Source organism: Oceanobacillus sp. FSL W7-1281 (assembly GCF_037969835.1).
GTDB lineage: Bacteria > Bacillota > Bacilli > Bacillales > Amphibacillaceae > Oceanobacillus > Oceanobacillus oncorhynchi.
Genome location: NZ_CP150214.1, coordinates 1582486 through 1601891, shown reverse-complemented (window position 1 = coordinate 1601891; position 19406 = coordinate 1582486). Strand labels below are relative to the sequence as shown.

The window sequence follows — 19406 nt, the reverse complement described above, 5'->3', positions numbered from 1 at the left end:
CGAATCACTCCTCTCCCTCGGTCGCTTCTTTTAACTCTGTTTCACTCCACACTTCTATCCCCAGTTTTTCTGCTTTTTCCAGCTTTGATCCGGCGTCCGCTCCAGCAATAAGGACATCTGTTTTTTTACTTACACTGCCTGTTACTGCCCCGCCTAACGATTCAATCAGCTCTTTCGCTTCTTTTCTCGTATACTGCTCCATTTTACCAGTCAATACAACTGTTTTTCCAGAGAATAAGCTATCTGTTTTTATTTCTGATTTCTTTTGACCGGTGTAAGTCATATTTACACCCAGCTCTTTTAATTCCTTCAATAGCTGCGTCACTTTTTCTTCTTCAAAATATCGGACAATGGAATCTGCCATTTTCTCGCCAATTTCTTCAATGGCTACAATTTCCTCCAAGTTGGCATGCTGAAGCCGCTCCATGGTTTCAAATTCCATCGCCAGAGTCTGTGCTGCTTTTGAACCAATAAAACGAATCCCAAGTCCGAACAATAATCTTTCCAATGAATTGGCTTTAGAAGCCTCAATAGCATTTAAAAGATTAGTAACGGATTTTTCGCCCATCCGTTCTAAATTCAACAAATCCTCTTTTTCCAATCGATATAAATCAGCAATGGTATGGACCAAATCTTCACGGAAAAGCTGAATGATAACTTTTTCTCCTAAACCATCAATATTCATCGCATTCCGGGAGACAAAGTGAATCAACCCCTCCATCAATTGTGCCGGACAGTTCGGATTAATGCAGCGTAATGCTACTTCCCCTTCTAGACGAACCAGTTCATTGCCGCAGTCCGGACATTCCTCAGGCATATGAAATTCTTTTTCTTCCCCGGTCCGCTGTTCGATAATCGAACGGACAACCTTTGGAATAATATCGCCTGCTTTTTTGATAACTACCTGATCCCCAATCCGGATATCCTGTTCACGAATTAAATCCTCGTTATGCAAGGAAGCCCGCTGCACAGTTGATCCTGCTATACGGACAGGTTCAAGAATGGCTGTCGGAGTCACTACGCCTGTTCTGCCGATGCTTAATACAATATCTTTTAAAGTAGTTACAACTTCTTCTGCCGGGAATTTATAAGCAATCGCCCACCGCGGGCTTTTCGCAGTAAAGCCCAGTTCATCCTGATGATCCAGGCTGTCTACTTTCACCACAATCCCGTCAATTTCGTAATTTAAATCCTTGCGGTGTTCGGTCCAATACGTAACAAATTCCAATACCTCTTCAATGCTCTTACATCTTTTCCATTCTTTATTTGTTTTAAATCCCAGACGATGCAAGGCCTCTAAGCTTTTACTATGACTGGTGATATTACTGTTTTCCCATTCACCGACGCCGTATAGAAAAATATCTAAATTACGTTTAGCTGCAATTTTCGGGTCCAGCTGCCTCAATGATCCGGCAGCTGCATTTCTCGGGTTGGCAAACGGTTCTTCACCCTTTTCTTCCCTTTCTTTATTCATCTCTAAAAAGGACTTATGCGGCATAAAAGCTTCGCCACGAACCTCCAAAGTTCCAGCTTCTTTGATACTTAATGGAATACTTCGTATCGTGCGCAGGTTAGATGTAATGTCTTCACCAATTCTTCCATCGCCGCGAGTGGAACCCAGAACAAATTTGCCCTCCTGATATTTTAGAGAAATTGCTAAACCATCTATTTTCAACTCGCACACAAAAGTAACCTCACCAGATACGCCTTCTTGAGCCCGTCTGGCAAAATCTCTTAGATCCTGCTCATTAAAAGCATTGCCAAGGCTCATCATTGGCGTTTCATGCGTTACCTTCCGAAAAGCATCCAGCGGTTCCCCGCCGATACGCTGAGTAGGAGAATCCTCTCTAGCAAGGTCTGGATGCTCTTTTTCTAAATCCTCCAGCTCCCTTAACTTCTGATCATACTCCGAATCGGGTACAGTCGGGTTGTCCAATACATAATAGGAATAACCATATTGATTAAGGACTTCTACTAAGGAATCCATGCGTTCTTTGATTTCTTGTTTGTTCATTCCATTTTACTCCTTTGTTATGGGGGCAAATTTTGCAAGAAGACGTTTGATGCCTACCGGAGCAGGAAATGCTACATCTAATTCCAGCTTTTCTCCTTCTCCCTGTACTCTTACAACCGTACCCGTTCCCCATTTTTTATGAGCAGCTTTATCACCGACAGACCAGCTTTTAGATTCTGCTCCGCTGGACTTAGGTGCCTGCATTTTTTCAGCCCGTCTCTTCGGTGGTGCTTCCTGCTTCTGGCTCGAGCCAAAGCTCTTTCGCATGCTGCCAGCTCCGCCAAATGGTGATTTTTTGGTTGTTTCCATGCCGTCCATCAATTCCACCGGAATCTCATTGATAAATCGGCTGATTGGGTTCATATTGGTACGTCCATATAAAGTACGCATTTGAGCATGCGTCAAATAAAGCTCCTCTTCTGCTCTGGTAATACCGACATAAGCAAGACGGCGTTCCTCCTCCATCTCTTCCTCGTCAAACATCGAGCGGCTGTGTGGAAATACATTCTCTTCCATTCCAATTAAGAAAACGACAGGGAACTCCAGTCCTTTTGCTGCATGCAATGTCATCAGGGTGATTTTTTGAAAGTGATCCGGATCCTCTTCATCGACACGGTCAATATCTGCAATCAATGCTAAATCAGTTAAAAAGGCGATGAGTGTTTTGTCTTCTTCACTTGCTTTTTCAAATTCTTGTGTAACAGTTTTAAACTCTTCTAAGTTCTCCAGTCTAGACTGCGCTTCAATGGAACGCTCATTATTCAGCATTTCTTCATAGCCGGTCCGTTCCAGCACAGCTTCTACCATATCCGTCGCTGTCAGAAACTCCTGCTGCTGTGTAAGCGAGCTGATAAGGCTACCGAATCCTGCTAAAGCATTGGCTGCTTTTTTCGAAACACCCGTGAAATCAACTTCCTTCACTGCTTCAAAGAGAGAAATATCATGCTCTGCTGCATATGCTTGCAAGCGTTCAATCGATGTTTTTCCTATTCCTCTTTTAGGTTCATTTACCACACGCTGGAAGCTGATATCATCATCGGGATTCGTAATTAACCTTAAATAAGCAATCATATCCTTGATTTCTTTACGGTCATAGAAGCGTGTACCGCCAACCATTTGATAGCTGATAGCTGATTTGACAAATGTATCCTCAATTGCACGGGATTGTGCATTGGTACGATACAATATAGCAATGTCACTTGGCTGGTATTTGCCTGACCGAGTTAACTGCTGAATGGTATCTGCAATATATAAAGCCTCTTCCTGCTCAGTTGCTCCTTTATAATAGGATATCTTTTTTCCGTCATCCTTATCCGTCCAAAGATTTTTCGGCTTTCGTCCAGAGTTATTGCCAATTACTTTATTCGCCGCCAGTAAAATCGATTTGGTAGAGCGGTAATTTTGCTCCAGCATGACAGTTTTCGCTGACGGGTAATCTTTTTCAAAGGACAGGATATTCGTAATATCTGCTCCGCGCCAACGGTAGATAGACTGGTCTGAATCGCCGACTACACACAGATTTTGATACCTTTTGGCAAGCTGTTTGACCAGAAAGTATTGTGCATGGTTTGTATCCTGATACTCATCGACATGAATATATTGGAACCGTCTCTGGTAATATTCCAAAACTTCCGGTACACGGTCAAATAAATGAATCGTCTGCATAATCAGGTCATCAAAATCTAAGGACTGATTTTTCCGCAGCATTTTCTGATAGCCTTCATAAATCTGCGCTACTTGGCGGTCATAGAAATTACCGGCATTCTTCGCAAATTCATCTTCTGTAATCAGCTCATTTTTTGCTGTACTAATCTGTCCAAGCATCGCCCGGGGATCAAATTTCTTTGGATCAATATTGAGATTTTTAAGTACTTGCTTTACAACAGATAATTGATCTGCGCTGTCTAAAATGGAAAAGTTCGAGGAATATCCAATCCGGTCAATGTCCCGGCGTAAAATCCGGACACACATCGAGTGAAATGTAGAGACCCACATATATTCACCTTGAGGACCGACTAATTTCGCTACCCGCTCCTTCATTTCTCTTGCCGCTTTATTGGTAAAGGTAATCGCTAAAATATTTCGGGGAGCTACTTCCTTCTCTCCCATTAAGTAAGCAATTCGATGTGTCAATACGCGTGTTTTCCCGCTTCCGGCCCCTGCCATAATTAAGAGCGGACCTTCTGTATACCGTACAGCCCTCTGCTGCTCCGGATTTAATGTATTTATCATCGCTTCCAGCGTTTGCTCCATCTTATCTCTTCCTTCCTTGGTTATTCTCCTTTTTACATATCCTCTTTAACAGCAGCTACTGTCTTGAGTGCTTGTTTTATATCCGTATAAATACTGTTTCCAACAATAATTGCATCAGCATACTCTTTCATCTCTTTGGCCTGCTCCGCTGTCTCAATACCGCCGCCATAGAAAAGCTTGGTGTCATTAAGTTCTGCCTTCACCTCGCGAACGACTTCTGCATCACCATAGGTACCGCTGTATTCCACATAAAAAATGGGCAGATGAAAAACATGCTCTGCCATATATGCATATGCCTTTACATCTTCTATATCGGGCAATTCACAATTCGTATGCCGGAAAGCTTTTGCTTCTGGATTTAAAATGCAATAACCTTCAAAGTATACCTCACTGTACTCCATCATGTCGATATATTCCTTGATTGCTTTTTGCTGTATATCCATCACATATTTTTTCTCTTTTGAATTCAATACCATCGGAACAAAATAAGTATCAAAGCCTGGAGTCAATGCTTCTTCATTCGAGATTTCCAAAACCACCGGTACCATATGTGCTCTGCGAATTCTTGATAATAAATCTAAAACCCCGTCTAATGTGACATCATCAGTGCCGCCGACTATAATCGCATCGGTCCCTGATTCACAAATTTTATCTAAATCTTCATCAGATATTTCCTTTGCTGGATCTAATTTAAACAGATGCTTCCATTCATTTATATTCATAATCAGTACAAATCCTCCATTATTACATTCATCTCTTTATTATAACAAAAATCGGCAAATGAATAGAACGGATAAGGTAAAGATTTTCAATATCTTAAGCAAAAACTTATTTACAAAATAGTGTTTATAAAGTGAAACTTCCTTCAGTGGGGATTTTTCAACGCACAACGCTTTATGATAGGCGAGTAATCACAACGCCAGCCAGTTACACTGCGATAAAATAAAAAAAGAGAAATCGAAACTATTTGCCTTACTTCAATAGTTTCGATTTCTCTTTTAGGCATTATTCTTCTGATTCTTCTTTTTCTTCTTCTCCTTTGATATGCAGCCTTTTCAAAACCAAATTATAGCCGTCACTGCCATAGTTAATGCAGCGTCTCACTCGGGAGATGGTTGCAGTGGAAGCTTTTGTTTCCTGCTCGATGGCACTGTATGTTTTTTCTTCTGTCAGCATTTTCGCAACCCGTAAACGTTGTGCCAGGGATTGGATTTCTGACATAGTAGCAATATCATCAAAAAACTGATAACACTCCTCACGCGTTTTTAATGATAATATAGCATCAAACAATTGATCGAGCTGCTCCCCTCGTAGCTTATCTATTTGCACTTCAATTCCCCCTTATTTTTCCTGTCCTTCTCTGTACCATTCTGAAAAGAAGAATAGGAAATAGTATTTTATTCATCCAACGAAGCTTCCTTCTCTAAACAAGAGCTTATTTTCGTCCATCAGGACAACTTTATTATACTAACGCATCGTAGCCGGAATTACAATTTCCCTTTTTTTCACATCCAGCAATCCCTGCTGTGTAATACGGAAGAAAGGCAGGTGGAAGGCAGAAAGAAATAACAGGCTGTAAATCGGATCTTCATATGCGTATCCGTGTGCTTTCAACACCTTTTTTATTTCCTTGTTCATCGGAATCAATTCTTCCATCGCGTTCTTCGGCATCACTCCTCCAAGGGGAAGCGGCATTTCTGCTAAAATCTCTCCCTGGTCCACCAATACAATTGCTCCGCCCAGCTCTCTCATCCGTTTCGCGGCAATACGGATATCTTTCTTAGAATTACCAATATGAATAATATCTCCCGTAGCTGAAAAACTGCTGACCAGCGCACCGAGCTTCGGAGCAAATCCGCGAATAATTGTATTTACCCGCCACTTGCCATGCTTATCAATTAATGCAATAAATTGCTCGCTTTTACTGGAGGGAATCTGATCAGCACTGACATCTGATACAATCGTATATGGCTGGATAATCACATCATTGACCATATCCATCCCGATTGGACTCGAAAACTGTAAATCCTCGTCCGTCAGCTCCCAGTCAAATTCAACTGATGTAATATCAAATTCTTCCCAATTAATGACGGATGGATAAGGAATTGCTTCGCCGTCCTTTTTGATCCATTTCCCTTTGCTTATCACGCTCTCCGGGTGCGGATTTTGTTTATCTAAAAGGATATTTATATTAGCAACTCTTCCCGGCGCAATACTGCCGAATTCTTCCTCCATATTAAAATGTCTGGCAGGATGGTAGCTCGCCATGCGATAAGCCGTTTCTGCAGGCAGTCCATTCTCTATTGCTTTCTCAATACAAACATTGATTATGCCATCTTCCATAAAGGCTGGTGTTGGTCCATCCATTGTAAAACTCATATTATCAAATTGCGATAACCCTTTATCGAGAAGGCCTTTAATTATTTCCGGCAAATCTGGACGGATTGGTGAGTAACGAAGACTGACACGATAACCAAGCTCCAGCCGTTTTAACACATCCTCCGCCGTCATTGATTCATGATCACTCGAAATGCCGAAAAGCTTCATTTTTGTCAGAGTGCGGGATGACGCGCCCGGCAAGTGGCCTTCTATCGGCTTGCCCAGCTTCTTCATCTCCTGAATCCAGTACAGCAGACGATCACCGCCTGTCAGCAGGCTCGGCCAGTCCGTCAGCTCTCCTCCCTGAATAACCAGCGGATGCTCTGCCCAATCTAATACATCTCTCGTATTAAACACATGATCATCCTTCAGTATGGTCTGGCTGTCAAAACGATTCCACCAAAACATATTTACCGGCAATTTAGAAAAAGCATTTATCATAGAGAACGTTTTCTTTTTATTTAACAGCAAATACCAGGTTAAATTATCATTTACAAAGGTCGTCGTTCCCGTTTTCGCAGCATACATCACCGTTTCTTCCGGATTAGCAGCCTGAAAAGGATGCGCATGCGGTTCGATGTAGCCTGGCACTACAAATTTCCCCTGACAATCATAAAAATTTGTTCCTGTTGTCTCTTCCGGCAGGTTCTCACCTACATATACAATCCTGTTCTCATCAATCCAAATATTCGCTTCAAGCCATTGATTTGTATATACATTTAAATAGGTTGCATTGGTTAAGACAATACTAGGGGCAACCGTCCCGTCGATTACATTGATATGCTGTCGTAATTCCCTATTTCTCCATAATGTCATTAAGCAACTCTCCACTATTTGTCATTTGTTTTTATTTTATCATAATGTCACGCTTTAATATAGTAAAGTTGATTATTTCTCTTATATTCATATATGGATACTATGTTTATATTTTTGTGTTGATCCTATACTTTTCAGTTTTAGGTCTGGCAAAATTCTACTGGGAGGCTAGATGAATAATCCTATTAAAAAAATTCGCGTTGATTCAACGAGTGCTATGGGTATCCCGATTTTTAAACAGTGATTTTACTGTTAATATTCCATTTCCACAAAAAAACAGCGTAGTTTCTACACATTATGTAAAAACTACGCTTTGTTAATTTACTATCTGACAGAACGATTAAATGCAAGTCCAAAGCATCTTTAAAACTCCCTCTCTAAAGAGTTTTAATTACTGTACATTCTCTACAAGATACGTTGCAATTTGCGGGAAGAAGCACAGCAGGATGATAAATAAAATCATAATAAGGGCATACGGAATCACGCCTTTTACAATTTCAGCAATGGAATTCTTTCTATCCAGTCCTTTTAAAACAAAGAGATTTAATCCTACAGGAGGCGTAATTAATGCCAATTCCATATTAACAACCATGATAATAGCAAACCATATCGGATCAAACCCTAAAGCAGTAATAATTGGATACAGGATTGGCACCGTAATAACCAGAATGGATACAGTTTCTAAAAACATTCCTAATACCAGTAATAGTATGTTAATAAAAATAAAGATTACCCACGGAGAGACATCTGCCGAGGTAGCTGCCTCTGTAATTTGCTGCGGAATCTGTAAAATAGTTAAGATAAAACCGAGCATTTTAGCGCCAATGATAATAAATAGAATCATTGCGCTCGTATTAACTGTAGAAAGGATCATCTTTTTCAAACTAGCAACTGTCAGGTTTCGATATACAAAAATAGCAACGAGAAAGGCTAATACCACGCCGACGGCAGCTGCTTCTGTCGGTGTAAATATCCCTGAATAGATTCCGCCGATAATCACAATCGGCAGCAATAATCCCCAAATTGCTTTTTTAGACGCTTCCCAGCGTTCTGCCCATGTAGCAGGCTCTTCTTTTATATGGCGCATCTGAATAGAAGAAAAAATCATAAAACTTAACGTTAAGATAATCCCCGGCACGACACCGGCAATAAATAATTTCCCGACGGATTCACCAGTAAGTGAACCGTATAAAATCATTGGCACGCTCGGAGGAATAAGAATTCCCAGTGTACCGCCGGCTGCCAATAGTCCAAGCACATATTTCTTTTTATACCCACGGCGAACCATTTCCGGCAGGGCCACAGCACCTACTGTCACAGCTGTTGCAACACTGGATCCGGAAATAGCTGAAAAAATCGCACAGCAGAAAACGGTCGCTATACCTAATCCTCCCGGAAAATGTCTGAACCATCTGCTCGCCATTTCATATAAATCCCGGCCTACACCGCTCACAACAAGGATTTGGCTCATCAATATATACATCGGCAAAGCTGTTAAGGTAAAGTCATCCAAAGCAGAATACGCTATAATCGGGATCTGTGCAAAAGCAAAACTCCCGCCATTAAATAAATACATTCCCAGTACAGCCAGCATCCCTAAAGAAAATGCGACAGGGAGACCGATAAGTAAGAATGTTGCTAAGCCTCCTACAAAAAATAGATTCATAGATGATCTCCCCCTTTATGTACGCCGCCATCGATCAGCTGTAAGATAAATGCGATAACGAGTAAAACGCCGCCTATCGGAATAAATAACTCTGGTAAATACATCGGTATGCGCAGCAAGGAGGTAGAAATAACTCCTAATTCAAATGTCATGAAAACATGAGTGAATCCGTACCATGTTAATAGAACACTAAAAAGTAATCCTATTACATTGCAAATATATCCGAATACCTTACGAGTTGTTTCGTTCACCCGATTAACTAATAAATCTACCGTAATATGCGAGTACGTTCTTACGGCATATGCCGTTCCTAAAAAACAGCTCCCTATAATCGCATAAGTAGATAATTCCGTTGCCCATGCAGTCGGCGTATCAAAGAATGATCTGGATATTACTTCATAAAACGTCATCAGCGTTGTCGCAATTATTAGAATTCCAGCCAAATATCCTGCATACTTAATTAATAAATCAGAAAATTCATATACTTTATTCATGCTATAACTCCCTTCCAAGTGATGAGCAACTTTTATTCGTCATCTACCATATCTAATAATTCTATGACTGCTTCTCCCGCTTCTTCCTCAAATATTTTCCGTACCGGCATTGCCGCTTCTTTCCATATGTCGAGTTCTTCAGCAGGTACTTCATATACTTCCATTCCCCGGTCCTTCAACACTTGGAGTGTCTTTTCATCTTCTAATTTTGTCTGCTCGCGAATCCATTCCTCCGTTTCGCTGGCAGTATCTTCAATCAATGTTTGTGTATTTTCAGGCAATTCATCCCAAAAATCTTGGTTCACGCCTAGAATAAACTCAAAATAAGTATAATTATTTATCGTCAAATAATCTGTCACTTCATCATAACTGCGCTGAACCATTGCTGTTGTTCCAGATGTTGCTCCATCTACGGTTTGTCTTTGCAATCCCATATATACTTCTCCGCCTCCCATAAACACAGGAGATGCGTCATAAGCTTGAATTAACTCAGAAGGGAGTGTTCCTACACTGCGGATTTTCAAGCCTCTAAAATCTTCTGGTGATTCCAGCGGGCGTTTATTATTCGCAAATTGTCCAAAACCATAATCACCAAACATTAACACTTTCACGCCTACATCTTCCATTTCTGATCGAAGTATATCTCCAAATTCACCATTCAACGCTTCCCCTACTTCCTCATATGTCTCAAATACATAAGGGACATCAAATACACCCATAGCAGGCACCGTGGAAGACCAGATTGTAGACGAGTTCATTCCCATTTCCACACCGCCTGTTAAAAGAGATTGGTTCATATCTGTATCAGACAGCAGCTGTCCATTCGCAAAAACCTGCATGTCTATCTGACCGTTTGATTCCTCTTCTATTTTTTTGGCAAATTCTTCTATTCCTTCTGAAATATGATGACCTGATGGCAGGTTATAAGCTAATCGGATGGTCGCCGGTTCATATTCCTCTTCGCTTGCTCCTGCTCCTTTCGAGACCTCGTCATCGTTGCTGCAGGCTGCTAAAATAATTCCTGTAAGAACTAACAGAAAAGAAAGGTGACGTAACCTCTTCATTTTATCATCTCCTTTATCGTGCGCTCTCTGTCTAAATGGCGAATTCTTCCCAGAGGTGTTTTGGAAGAAAGACTTGCTGCAAAATCAGCAGCCTCGAACAGCTTGTTGACATCCACTCCTGTTCTAACTCCCATCCGCTCAAATAGATATACTAAATCTTCCGTTGCCAGGTTCCCCGCTGATCCTGGAGCAAATGGACATCCGCCAATTCCGCTTACAGCTGTTTCAAACATTCGTACTCCTGCTGAATACGCGGCATACGCATTCGCTGCTCCCAAACCTCTGGTATCATGAATATGGAAAGAAACCTTCGTATCTCCTGTCAACTCTAATACTTTTTTGAACAAACGATCCACAGCATCTGGTGTTGCAATGCCAATTGTATCCGCAATTCCAATTCTGTCTGCTCCGGCCTGTACCGCTTTTTTTACCAATTCAAGCACTTTTTCTTCCTCTACATGCCCTTCATAGGGACATCCAAAACTGACCGCAATCGAGAAGCAAATCTCCATTCCTTTTGATTTTGCTTCCCCCGCCACTTCTTTAAACATTTCGAAATTTCTCTCGATCGTCATTCCTAAATTTTTATCGCTGAAGGTTTCTGTTGCAGAAGCTGCCCAATTCAGTTCTAAATGCGGAAACTCACTTGCTCGCATAAATCCCCTTTGATTAGGAATCAATGCAATGGGCAGCACATTCTTATTGGAACGGAGCTGCTCTAATAACGCTTCTGCGTCGGCCATCTGCGGAACCTTTTTCGGGTGAACAAAAGAGGCAGCCTCAATTTTTTTAATTCCTGCTTCTGTCAGCTTATGGATAAGCTTTGCTTTCTCTTCTGTAGAAATATTTTTCGGTTCTATTTGCAGCCCGTCACGCGGACTTACATCAATAATAGTGACCTGAGCCATCAGATAATTCCTCCCTCTTTTAACCTTTTAAAATCCTCATAGGAGAAGTTTAGAAATTCCTTGTAGATTTCCTCATTATGCTGGCCGAGTACCGGTCCATTTGCTTCAATTTCACCCGGCGTTTCCGAAAGTTTTGGAACAATACCTGGAGTCTTTATTTTTTGGCCGTCATCCAGCTCAATTTCCTGAATCATGTCTCTGGATTGGTAATGTACGTCCTCGATAATATCCTTGATACTATAAATCGGGCTGACTGGAACAGAAGCTTCATCTAAAATCCGCTGCACCTCTTTGATTGTATGCTGTTTCGTCCACGATTCAATAACGTTATCAATATATTCCACATTATTCACTCTGTCTTGGTTCGTAGCATAGTTTGAATCTGCTGCCATATCCTCTCTTCCGATGGTTGTCATCAGACGCTGGAAGATCCGGTCTCCGTTTCCGCCGATAATGACATAAGAGCCATCCGCACACAGGTAGGAATTAGACGGAGCAACTCCCGGCAGCGTACTTCCTGTTCTCTCGCGAATCTCCCCTGTTAAATCAAACTCCGGAAGCATCCCTTCCAATAGGCTGAATACAGATTCATAAAGAGCCACATCCACTTCCTGTCCCTTTCTTTCCTCGTCCCGGTCCCGAACCCGCAGCGCCATCAATGTACCAATAACAGCATATAGTCCGGCAACCATATCTCCAATAGCAATCCCGACCCGAACTGGCGGTAAATCCGGGTATCCAGTTAAATACCTCAGACCCCCAACCGCTTCTGCGACGCTTCCAAACCCGGCTTTTTCCCGATAAGGTCCTGTCTGACCATAGCCGGATATTCGCGTTAATACGATAGAAGGATTTACTTTCTTAAGGGTCTCATAGCCTAGCCCCCATCTCTCCAGCGTACCTGGTTTAAAATTCTCCAAAACGACATCCGCGTTTTTTGTCAGATTTTTAATGATTTCCTGTCCTTCCGCCTCACGAAGATTGACAGTAATCGACTTTTTATTTCGTGATTGAACATGCCACCAAACGGATGTATCCTTGTACATGACTCTCCAGTTTCTGAGCGGATCACCATTTTTCGGTTCTTCTACTTTAATCACTTCTGCTCCAAATTCAGAGAATAATTTCCCCGCAAAAGGAGCAGCTACAATATTTCCTAATTCTAATACCCTAATTCCCTCAAGAGGCTTTTTCTTACTCACTCTAATCCCTCCAACTCGTCTCTATTCAAATTCAGAAAGTGTGTAAAATCTCTTTCAATATGCTGTTTCATTAATTCTTTTGCAGCATCTGCATCCTTCCTGGCAATGGCCTCCCATATTTGCTCATGATCAGTAAATGCGGTTTCTCTATGTGTCGGGTCTTTATCCACAATGACTTCCCGATAAAAACTATTCACCCCGCGCAGTGTCCCAAGCATGGATATGAGAAAAGGATTCGCGCTGGCTTCAATAATAATATCGTGAAAAGCTACCGTAACATGTTTTTCATTGTCATCCTGCTTTTCTTTATGGTGGGCAGTATTTTCCACTTCCTGCCTCATCAAGCGCAGCTGTTCATCTGTCCGTCTGACAGCAGCATAATAAGCAGCAAGCGACTCCATCTCTATCCGGCATTCGTATAAATACCTAAAATCTGTAAGAGAAGGCTCTACAACTGTAACACCGCCGGTTTTTGATAAATTCAGAAATCCCTCTTTTTCCAGCATCCGTATCGATTCACGGATGGGACTCCTGCTAACATTTAATGCTTCTCCTATCTTTTCTTCTATTAATCTTTCTCCAGGTTTGAATTTTCCGACAATAATTTGCTCTCTCAAGTAATCGTATACTTGGCTTTTTAAGGTTTTCTTTACAATTTCTACGATAACGATCACCTCTTGTATACAGTATGCAAGTTCATTCGTTCATATTATTACAATAAAAATAAAAAGTCAAACTATTTCAAAGATAAAAATGCAGATTTTTCTTCATTCAGAGAAAATAAGAAAACTCTGCATCCATAACTGGGTGCAGAGCTTCTTTAAACTAATTCAATTATTGTAAACATACAGTTACTTTTTACTTAACTGATCCACCGCTAAAATAGCTTGGGCAACATCATCGGCAGTGATTTCTTCAGACAGGTTGCCCATGGTTTCGCCTTCTTGTGTTGCTGCAGCTCCAACCTTTTGTAAATCTTCATAGGATACTTCGTCCAAATGCATTTCTTCCAAGGTCGTCGGCAGGCCTAATGACTGATAAAAATCGATGTATTTTTGGATTTCCTGTTCTGGATGCAACTCCAGTACAAGCTGTGTCAGCGTACCATAAGCAACCTTCTCACCATGAGTCAGATGATGAATATCTCCATCCAGTACGGTAAAACCATTATGGATAGCATGTGCAGCAGCTAATCCGCCGCTCTCAAATCCAAGTCCGGATAAGAGAGTATTTGCTTCCACGACCGCTTCCACTTGCTTTGTCACCAGATTTTTTTCCACTGCCTTATATGCTGCTTTTCCGTAAGCAAATAATGTTTTCTCACAGGCTTCTGCAATAGCACGTGCAGCAATGCTCGTCTTTCCTCCTGCCATTGCTTCTCCATTACTTTTAATCGTCGCTCTTGCTTCCACCCATGTTGCCATGGCATCAGCTATTCCAGAAGCAAACAGACGGGCTGGTGCACCAGCTACTACTTTCGTATCTACCAGCACTAATTCCGGGTTTTTATTGTAAAACTTATAGGATTCAAATACACCCTCATCGTTATAAATAACAGATAATGCACTTGTCGGTGCGTCTGTTGATGCAGTCGAAGGAACAATAACAACACTTACTTCCAGCTCATCCGCAACGGCTTTTGCTGTATCTAGTGTTTTTCCTCCTCCGACACCGATGATAAAGTCGGCCTCTGCTTTATTACCTTCTTCTGCTATGCGGCTGATTTCTGTTAAAGAGGCTTCGCCATTAAATGGAACAAAATGAAAATCGATATTTACATCTTTCAGACTGCTCTCGACCGTTTCCTCCGTTATCTCCCAAACTACGTCATCAGATATAATTAACGGCTTTTTCCCAACTGCTTCAACATATTTGCCAAGCTCGTTTAAAGCTCCTTTTCCTTGTACGTATTTGCTAGGTGAAGTAAAAATAACGTTAGACATCTAATCTCTCCAATACTTATATTTCCCTTTATTATACCCATCATTTGGATTACCAAAACAACAGAATATCCTTGCATCTCATATTCAGAAAATAGCAATATTTTGTCGTCACACCTTTTAAAAGGCAAAATAAAAAATGCAAAGGAGGTTTCCGTCCTTTGCATTTTTATATCTTTATTTAGCAATATCGCTCCGGTAAAAAAAGTTACCATTCAGTTCTGCTTTATCCAGCTGCTGATATACTTTGTCTGCAGCCTGTGAAAGTGTGTCTGCACGTCCGCCGATCAGGAGCACTCTGCCTCCGTCATTGACAAGCTTTCCATCTGTCTTTTTTGTTCCGGCATGAATAATATAGGTGTCTTCGGTATCTTCAAAACGCGGAAGCTCATTTCCTTTATTGTACGCTCCAGGATATCCTTCCGATGCAAGCACAACACCGACGCATGCTTCCTTATGCCATTCTAAATTTGGATTTTTTTTCGCTATTACATCCTGCAGGACCTGAACTAGATCATTCTTCAATAAAGGAAGAACGACCTGCGTTTCCGGATCGCCAAAACGTGTATTGAACTCAATTACTTTGGGGCCGTTTTCCGTCATCATTAGGCCCGCATATAGAATCCCCGTGAATGGTCTGCCCTCTTCCAGCATTCCTGCTGCTGTTTTCTCTAAAATCTGTTCAACAGCGAACTGATAATCTTCTGCCTTCAAATCCGGAATCGGCGCAAAAGCTCCCATACCGCCTGTATTCGGACCTTCATCATGATCAAAAGCCCGTTTATGGTCTCTTGCTGCCATCATTGGATAGACCTTATCCTCATGGACAAATGCCATTAAAGAGAATTCAGCGCCCTCTAAATATTCTTCAATAACTACGGTGGAACCGGCCTGATCAAATGCTTTGTCCACAAGCATATCATCGATTGCCTGAACAGCTTCCTCCTCTGTCATCGCCACAATAACACCTTTTCCTGCTGCTAAACCATCTGCTTTGATTACAATAGGAGCGCCAGTTTCCACAATTCTCTTTTTCGCCTCTTCAGCATCCTGATAAACGCCGTAAGAAGCAGTAGGGATCTCATATTTTTTCATAAAATCCTTTGCAAAGCTTTTACTGCCTTCCAGCCATGCAGCTTCTTGTGTGGGTGCAAAAACAGCGAGGTTTTCCTGTTGAAACCGGTTGGTAATTCCGGCATTTAACGGATTCTCAGGCCCAACAACCGTTAAATCAATTGCCGCTTCTTTTGCAAAAGCTGCCAGTTCTTCGATGTTCATTTCATCAATGGGAACACATTCGGCTTCTTCTTCCATGCCGGCATTTCCAGGAGCAACATAAATCTTGTCTAACTGCGGGTTTTCCTTTAACTTTTTGATGATACTATGCTCTCTGCCGCCGCGTCCTACAACTAATATTTTCATAGCTTCCCCTCCGTTTTCAGCTTCTTACCTGCTAAAAAGCTCCTGCATAAACGAATTAAGAAGAAATACAGGAGCTCTATATTAATGTTTAAAATGACGAACAGCTGTAGTCACCATCGCAATCCCATATTGATTACATACATCAATCGAATCTTGATCGCGTTTGGAACCGCCCGGCTGAATAATCGCTGTGACACCGGCTTTAGCTGCTGCTTCTACGGTATCCGGCATCGGGAAGAAGGCATCTGATGCAAGCACAGCTCCTTTCGCTTTATCTCCAGCCTGTTTAATGGCAATCTCTGCTGCTCCGATCCGGTTCATCTGACCGGCGCCCACACCAATGGTCTGTGCATCCTTTGCAAGCACGATTGCATTTGATTTCACATGTTTCACAGCTTTCCAAGCGAATAGTAAATCAGCTATTTCTGCTTCAGTCGGCTGCTTTTCCGTTACCACTTCTAAGTCCTCGTTCGTCACTTCTTTGACATCTAAATCCTGGATAAGAACTCCACCGTCAACGGTGGTCATCCGTTTTTGGTCAGCCTGCTGATTCGAAACATCCAATTCTAAGAGACGGATATTTTTCTTCTCTGTTAGTAAAGCAAGTGCATCCGCCTCAAAAGAAGGTGCAACGACGATTTCTAAGAAGATTGAAGAAAGCTGCTCTGCTGTCTGTACATCAACCGGACGATTGCAGGCTACAATCCCTCCAAAAATAGAAACAGGATCCGCTTCATACGTACGTCCAAATGCTTCTGCCAATGTTTCCCCAATACCGATGCCGCATGGATTCATATGCTTGACCGCCACGGCAGCAGGGTCATTATAGTCTCGCAAAATTTCTAATGCTGCATTGGTATCCTGAATATTATTATAAGAAAGCTCCTTGCCATGCAGCTGGTTGGCAGTTGCCAAGGTTGCTGCATTTTGAATAGGTGCTTTGTAAAAAGCTGCCTGCTGATGCGGATTCTCTCCATAACGTAAATCCTGCACCTTTTCATAAGTTACGGTATATGTTTCTGGAAATACTTCTTCTGTCTGTGTTTGGAAATAAGCTGCAATCATCGCATCATAATGTGCTGTATGACGGAATACTTTCGCTGCTAATTGCTGCCGAAAAGCATAACTGTCCGCTTCCGTTTCTAATGCTGCCAGAACAGATGGATAGTCAGACGGGTCGGCAACAACGAAGACATCTGCAAAGTTTTTCGCTGCAGAACGAAGCATAGAGGGTCCGCCGATATCTATGTTTTCAATAATTTCATCATGGGTTACCCCTGATTTTTGAACTGTTTCTTTAAACGGATAAAGGTTAACAGCTACAAGATCGATTGGAGCAATATGATGCTCCTCCATTTGCGCACGATGATCTTCATTGGTTCGTTTTCCTAAAAGCCCGCCATGAATCATCGGATGCAGTGTTTTTACTCTTCCATCAAGCATTTCCGGAAAGTTTGTTACTTCCTCTACCGGAATCGCCTGGACGCCAGACTCTTTCAATAAACGGATGGTTCCTCCGGTTGATAAGATTTCAAATCCTTTTGCTTCGAGTCCTTTTGCAAATTCTGCGACCCCTGTTTTATCAGATACACTAATAAGCGCACGTTTTTTCATTATAATTCCTCCGTTACATTCTGCATAAGTTGATTGATTACATTTGGATATAAGCGATGCTCCACGGCTTGGATTCTCGTTTTCAGCTGCTCTTCCGTTTCTTCAGGCAGCCTTTCTATTTCTTCCTGTGCAATGATTGGGCCGGTGTCCATGCCCTCATCTACATAATGAATCGTTACTCCTGTCTTGGAAACACCGGCTCTATAGGCTTGGCCAATCGCGTCTTTCCCAGGAAAGTCCGGTAAAAGGGAGGGATGTATATTAACAATCCTGCCTTCATATTGTGAAAGTAAGGTCTCTCCGATAAGCCGCATATAGCCTGCTAAGAAAATCCATTCAACTTCTAAATCCTGCAGTTTTTCAGCAATCACTTTTTCATACTCCTGTTTAGAAGCATACCTTTTTGGCTCTGCTACAAGCGTCTCGACACCATAACCTTGAGCCTTTTTGATAACCGCTGCTCCCGGCTTATCACAAACAAGCAGCACGATCGAACTCGCAATTTTTTCATCCAGCATCATGGCATCAAAATTACTTCCTGTGCCTGATGCAAACACACTAACCCGCTGTTTCATGAAGAAATCTGCACCCCTTCACCTGCAATGACCTCTCCGATAACTGCTGCTTCGACCTTGTTCTCCTGCAATATATCACAGGCTTTCTGCGCTTCTTCATTAGATACAGCTACGACCATGCCGATGCCCATATTGAAAACGCGATACATCTCACGTGCATCGATTTCTCCTCGTTTTTGCAGGAATGGAAAAATCTCAGGAACATTCCATGCCCCTTCCTGTACTGCTGCTCCAAGGCCATTTGGCAGCATCCGCGGAATATTTTCATCAAACCCGCCGCCGGTAATATGTGCAATTCCTTTAATATGTACCTCTTCTTTTATAGCTTGAACCGCTTTTGCATAAATCTTCGTCGGTTCCATCACGGCTTCACTTAGAGGTTTTGATAATCCATCAGGAGTTTCTTCAAAATCCAAACCTTCAATTAGCTTGCGGACAAGCGAGTAGCCATTGGAATGAATTCCGCTCGAAGCGAAGCCAATCAGCGTATCTCCCTCTGCAATGGTTTTTCCTGTAATAATCTCTGCTTTCTCGACGATACCTACCACAAAACCAGCTAAATCATATTCATCTGCATCATACATCCCCGGCATCTCTGCTGTCTCACCGCCGATTAATGCAGCTCCTGCCTCCTGGCACCCTGCTGCAACACCAGAAACAATCGCTTCGATCCGTGCCGGGTCATTTTCCCCGCAAGCAATATAATCTAAAAAGAAAAGCGGGTCGCCCCCTTGGGCAACAATATCATTGACACACATCGCTACTAAATCAATTCCTACCGTATCATGCTTATCCAGTTCGATTGCTAGCTTTAATTTGGTGCCGACGCCATCTGTCCCGGAAAGCAAGACAGGCTCTTGATAGGAAAAGGAGGATAAATCAAATGCTCCTGCAAAGGAACCTAAAGAGCCCAGCACCTCTTTACGATGTGTTTTTTGAATATGTTTTTTCATTCGCTTTACTGCTTCATAGCCTTTTTCAACATCTACACCAGCTTGTTTATAAACATCTGACATCTTTTCGCCCTCCAACATGGTTTTGATTCTAGTGTGGCTTCAA

General features: G+C 42.0%; 16 protein-coding genes. All 16 read right to left on the bottom strand.

Annotated elements, in window-relative coordinates; genetic code table 11:
• Nucleotides 1-4: 4 nt before the first annotated feature.
• The 16 genes from ligA to purM all read right to left on the bottom strand — a co-directional run bounded on the left by ligA (nt 5) and on the right by purM (nt 19363).
• Complete coding sequence (gene ligA / locus MKX55_RS08065) at nt 5-2014, bottom strand: NAD-dependent DNA ligase LigA (protein ID WP_289584847.1); 2010 nt, start codon at nt 2012-2014, stop codon at nt 5-7.
• Nucleotides 2015-2020: 6 nt separating this feature from the next.
• Nucleotides 2021-4267 (bottom strand): DNA helicase PcrA, encoded by a 2247-nt coding sequence (gene pcrA, locus MKX55_RS08060; RefSeq protein ID WP_339237473.1) that lies wholly within the window; start codon nt 4265-4267, stop codon nt 2021-2023.
• Between the two features lie 32 nt (nt 4268-4299).
• On the bottom strand, nt 4300-4992 hold the full coding sequence (locus MKX55_RS08055) for a heptaprenylglyceryl phosphate synthase (protein WP_289584866.1): 693 nt from the start codon (nt 4990-4992) through the stop codon (nt 4300-4302).
• Nucleotides 4993-5272: 280 nt separating this feature from the next.
• Nucleotides 5273-5596, bottom strand: a complete 324-nt coding sequence (locus tag MKX55_RS08050) for a YerC/YecD family TrpR-related protein (RefSeq protein ID WP_042533048.1) — start codon at nt 5594-5596, stop codon at nt 5273-5275.
• Between the two features lie 138 nt (nt 5597-5734).
• Nucleotides 5735-7462, bottom strand: coding sequence for an adenine deaminase C-terminal domain-containing protein (locus tag MKX55_RS08045; RefSeq protein WP_339237471.1), 1728 nt, complete (start codon nt 7460-7462; stop codon nt 5735-5737).
• A 391-nt stretch (nt 7463-7853) separates the two neighbouring features.
• Nucleotides 7854-9128 (bottom strand): TRAP transporter large permease, encoded by a 1275-nt coding sequence (locus MKX55_RS08040; protein WP_339237468.1) that lies wholly within the window; start codon nt 9126-9128, stop codon nt 7854-7856.
• Nucleotides 9125-9622, bottom strand: a complete 498-nt coding sequence (locus MKX55_RS08035; protein WP_339237466.1) for a TRAP transporter small permease — start codon at nt 9620-9622, stop codon at nt 9125-9127. The genes MKX55_RS08040 and MKX55_RS08035 overlap by 4 nt, the downstream gene beginning before the upstream one ends.
• A 32-nt stretch (nt 9623-9654) precedes the next feature.
• Nucleotides 9655-10686, bottom strand: a complete 1032-nt coding sequence (locus MKX55_RS08030; protein WP_339237464.1) for a DctP family TRAP transporter solute-binding subunit — start codon at nt 10684-10686, stop codon at nt 9655-9657.
• Nucleotides 10683-11594, bottom strand: coding sequence for a hydroxymethylglutaryl-CoA lyase (locus MKX55_RS08025; RefSeq protein ID WP_339237462.1), 912 nt, complete (start codon nt 11592-11594; stop codon nt 10683-10685). Before MKX55_RS08025 ends, MKX55_RS08030 begins: the two co-directional genes overlap by 4 nt.
• Complete coding sequence (locus tag MKX55_RS08020) at nt 11594-12796, bottom strand: CaiB/BaiF CoA-transferase family protein (RefSeq protein ID WP_339237459.1); 1203 nt, start codon at nt 12794-12796, stop codon at nt 11594-11596. Before MKX55_RS08020 ends, MKX55_RS08025 begins: the two co-directional genes overlap by 1 nt.
• Nucleotides 12793-13470, bottom strand: coding sequence for a GntR family transcriptional regulator (locus MKX55_RS08015; RefSeq protein WP_339237456.1), 678 nt, complete (start codon nt 13468-13470; stop codon nt 12793-12795). The genes MKX55_RS08020 and MKX55_RS08015 overlap by 4 nt, the downstream gene beginning before the upstream one ends.
• 177 nt (nt 13471-13647) lie before the next feature.
• Nucleotides 13648-14739, bottom strand: coding sequence for a glycerol dehydrogenase (locus MKX55_RS08010; protein ID WP_339237453.1), 1092 nt, complete (start codon nt 14737-14739; stop codon nt 13648-13650).
• 174 nt (nt 14740-14913) lie between these two features.
• Nucleotides 14914-16158, bottom strand: a complete 1245-nt coding sequence (gene purD, locus MKX55_RS08005; protein WP_339237451.1) for a phosphoribosylamine--glycine ligase — start codon at nt 16156-16158, stop codon at nt 14914-14916.
• Between the two features lie 81 nt (nt 16159-16239).
• Nucleotides 16240-17772: a bifunctional phosphoribosylaminoimidazolecarboxamide formyltransferase/IMP cyclohydrolase gene (gene purH, locus MKX55_RS08000; RefSeq protein ID WP_339237448.1), complete on the bottom strand. Its 1533-nt coding sequence runs from the start codon at nt 17770-17772 to the stop codon at nt 16240-16242.
• Nucleotides 17772-18347 carry a phosphoribosylglycinamide formyltransferase gene (gene purN, locus MKX55_RS07995; RefSeq protein ID WP_339237446.1) on the bottom strand — a complete coding sequence of 192 codons (576 nt, stop codon included), beginning with the start codon at nt 18345-18347 and terminating at the stop codon, nt 17772-17774. The genes purH and purN overlap by 1 nt, the downstream gene beginning before the upstream one ends.
• Complete coding sequence (gene purM, locus MKX55_RS07990) at nt 18344-19363, bottom strand: phosphoribosylformylglycinamidine cyclo-ligase (protein WP_339237444.1); 1020 nt, start codon at nt 19361-19363, stop codon at nt 18344-18346. The genes purN and purM overlap by 4 nt, the downstream gene beginning before the upstream one ends.
• Nucleotides 19364-19406 lie beyond the last annotated feature (43 nt).

Excerpts from the sequence above, each read along its gene's own strand:
- MKX55_RS08025 (WP_339237462.1), bottom strand. The coding sequence starts at position 11,594 with ATGGCTCAGGTCACTATTATTGATGTAAGTCCGCGTGACGGGCTGCAA.
- MKX55_RS08030 (WP_339237464.1), bottom strand. The coding sequence starts at position 10,686 with ATGAAGAGGTTACGTCACCTTTCTTTTCTGTTAGTTCTTACAGGAATT.
- MKX55_RS08035 (WP_339237466.1), bottom strand. The coding sequence starts at position 9,622 with ATGAATAAAGTATATGAATTTTCTGATTTATTAATTAAGTATGCAGGA.
- MKX55_RS08040 (WP_339237468.1), bottom strand. The coding sequence starts at position 9,128 with ATGAATCTATTTTTTGTAGGAGGCTTAGCAACATTCTTACTTATCGGT.
- MKX55_RS08010 (WP_339237453.1), bottom strand. The coding sequence starts at position 14,739 with ATGTCTAACGTTATTTTTACTTCACCTAGCAAATACGTACAAGGAAAA.
- pcrA (WP_339237473.1), bottom strand. The coding sequence starts at position 4,267 with ATGGAGCAAACGCTGGAAGCGATGATAAATACATTAAATCCGGAGCAG.
- purD (WP_339237451.1), bottom strand. The coding sequence starts at position 16,158 with ATGAAAATATTAGTTGTAGGACGCGGCGGCAGAGAGCATAGTATCATC.
- purH (WP_339237448.1), bottom strand. The coding sequence starts at position 17,772 with ATGAAAAAACGTGCGCTTATTAGTGTATCTGATAAAACAGGGGTCGCA.
- purM (WP_339237444.1), bottom strand. The coding sequence starts at position 19,363 with ATGTCAGATGTTTATAAACAAGCTGGTGTAGATGTTGAAAAAGGCTAT.
- ligA (WP_289584847.1), bottom strand. The coding sequence starts at position 2,014 with ATGAACAAACAAGAAATCAAAGAACGCATGGATTCCTTAGTAGAAGTC.
- purN (WP_339237446.1), bottom strand. The coding sequence starts at position 18,347 with ATGAAACAGCGGGTTAGTGTGTTTGCATCAGGCACAGGAAGTAATTTT.
- MKX55_RS08045 (WP_339237471.1), bottom strand. The coding sequence starts at position 7,462 with ATGACATTATGGAGAAATAGGGAATTACGACAGCATATCAATGTAATC.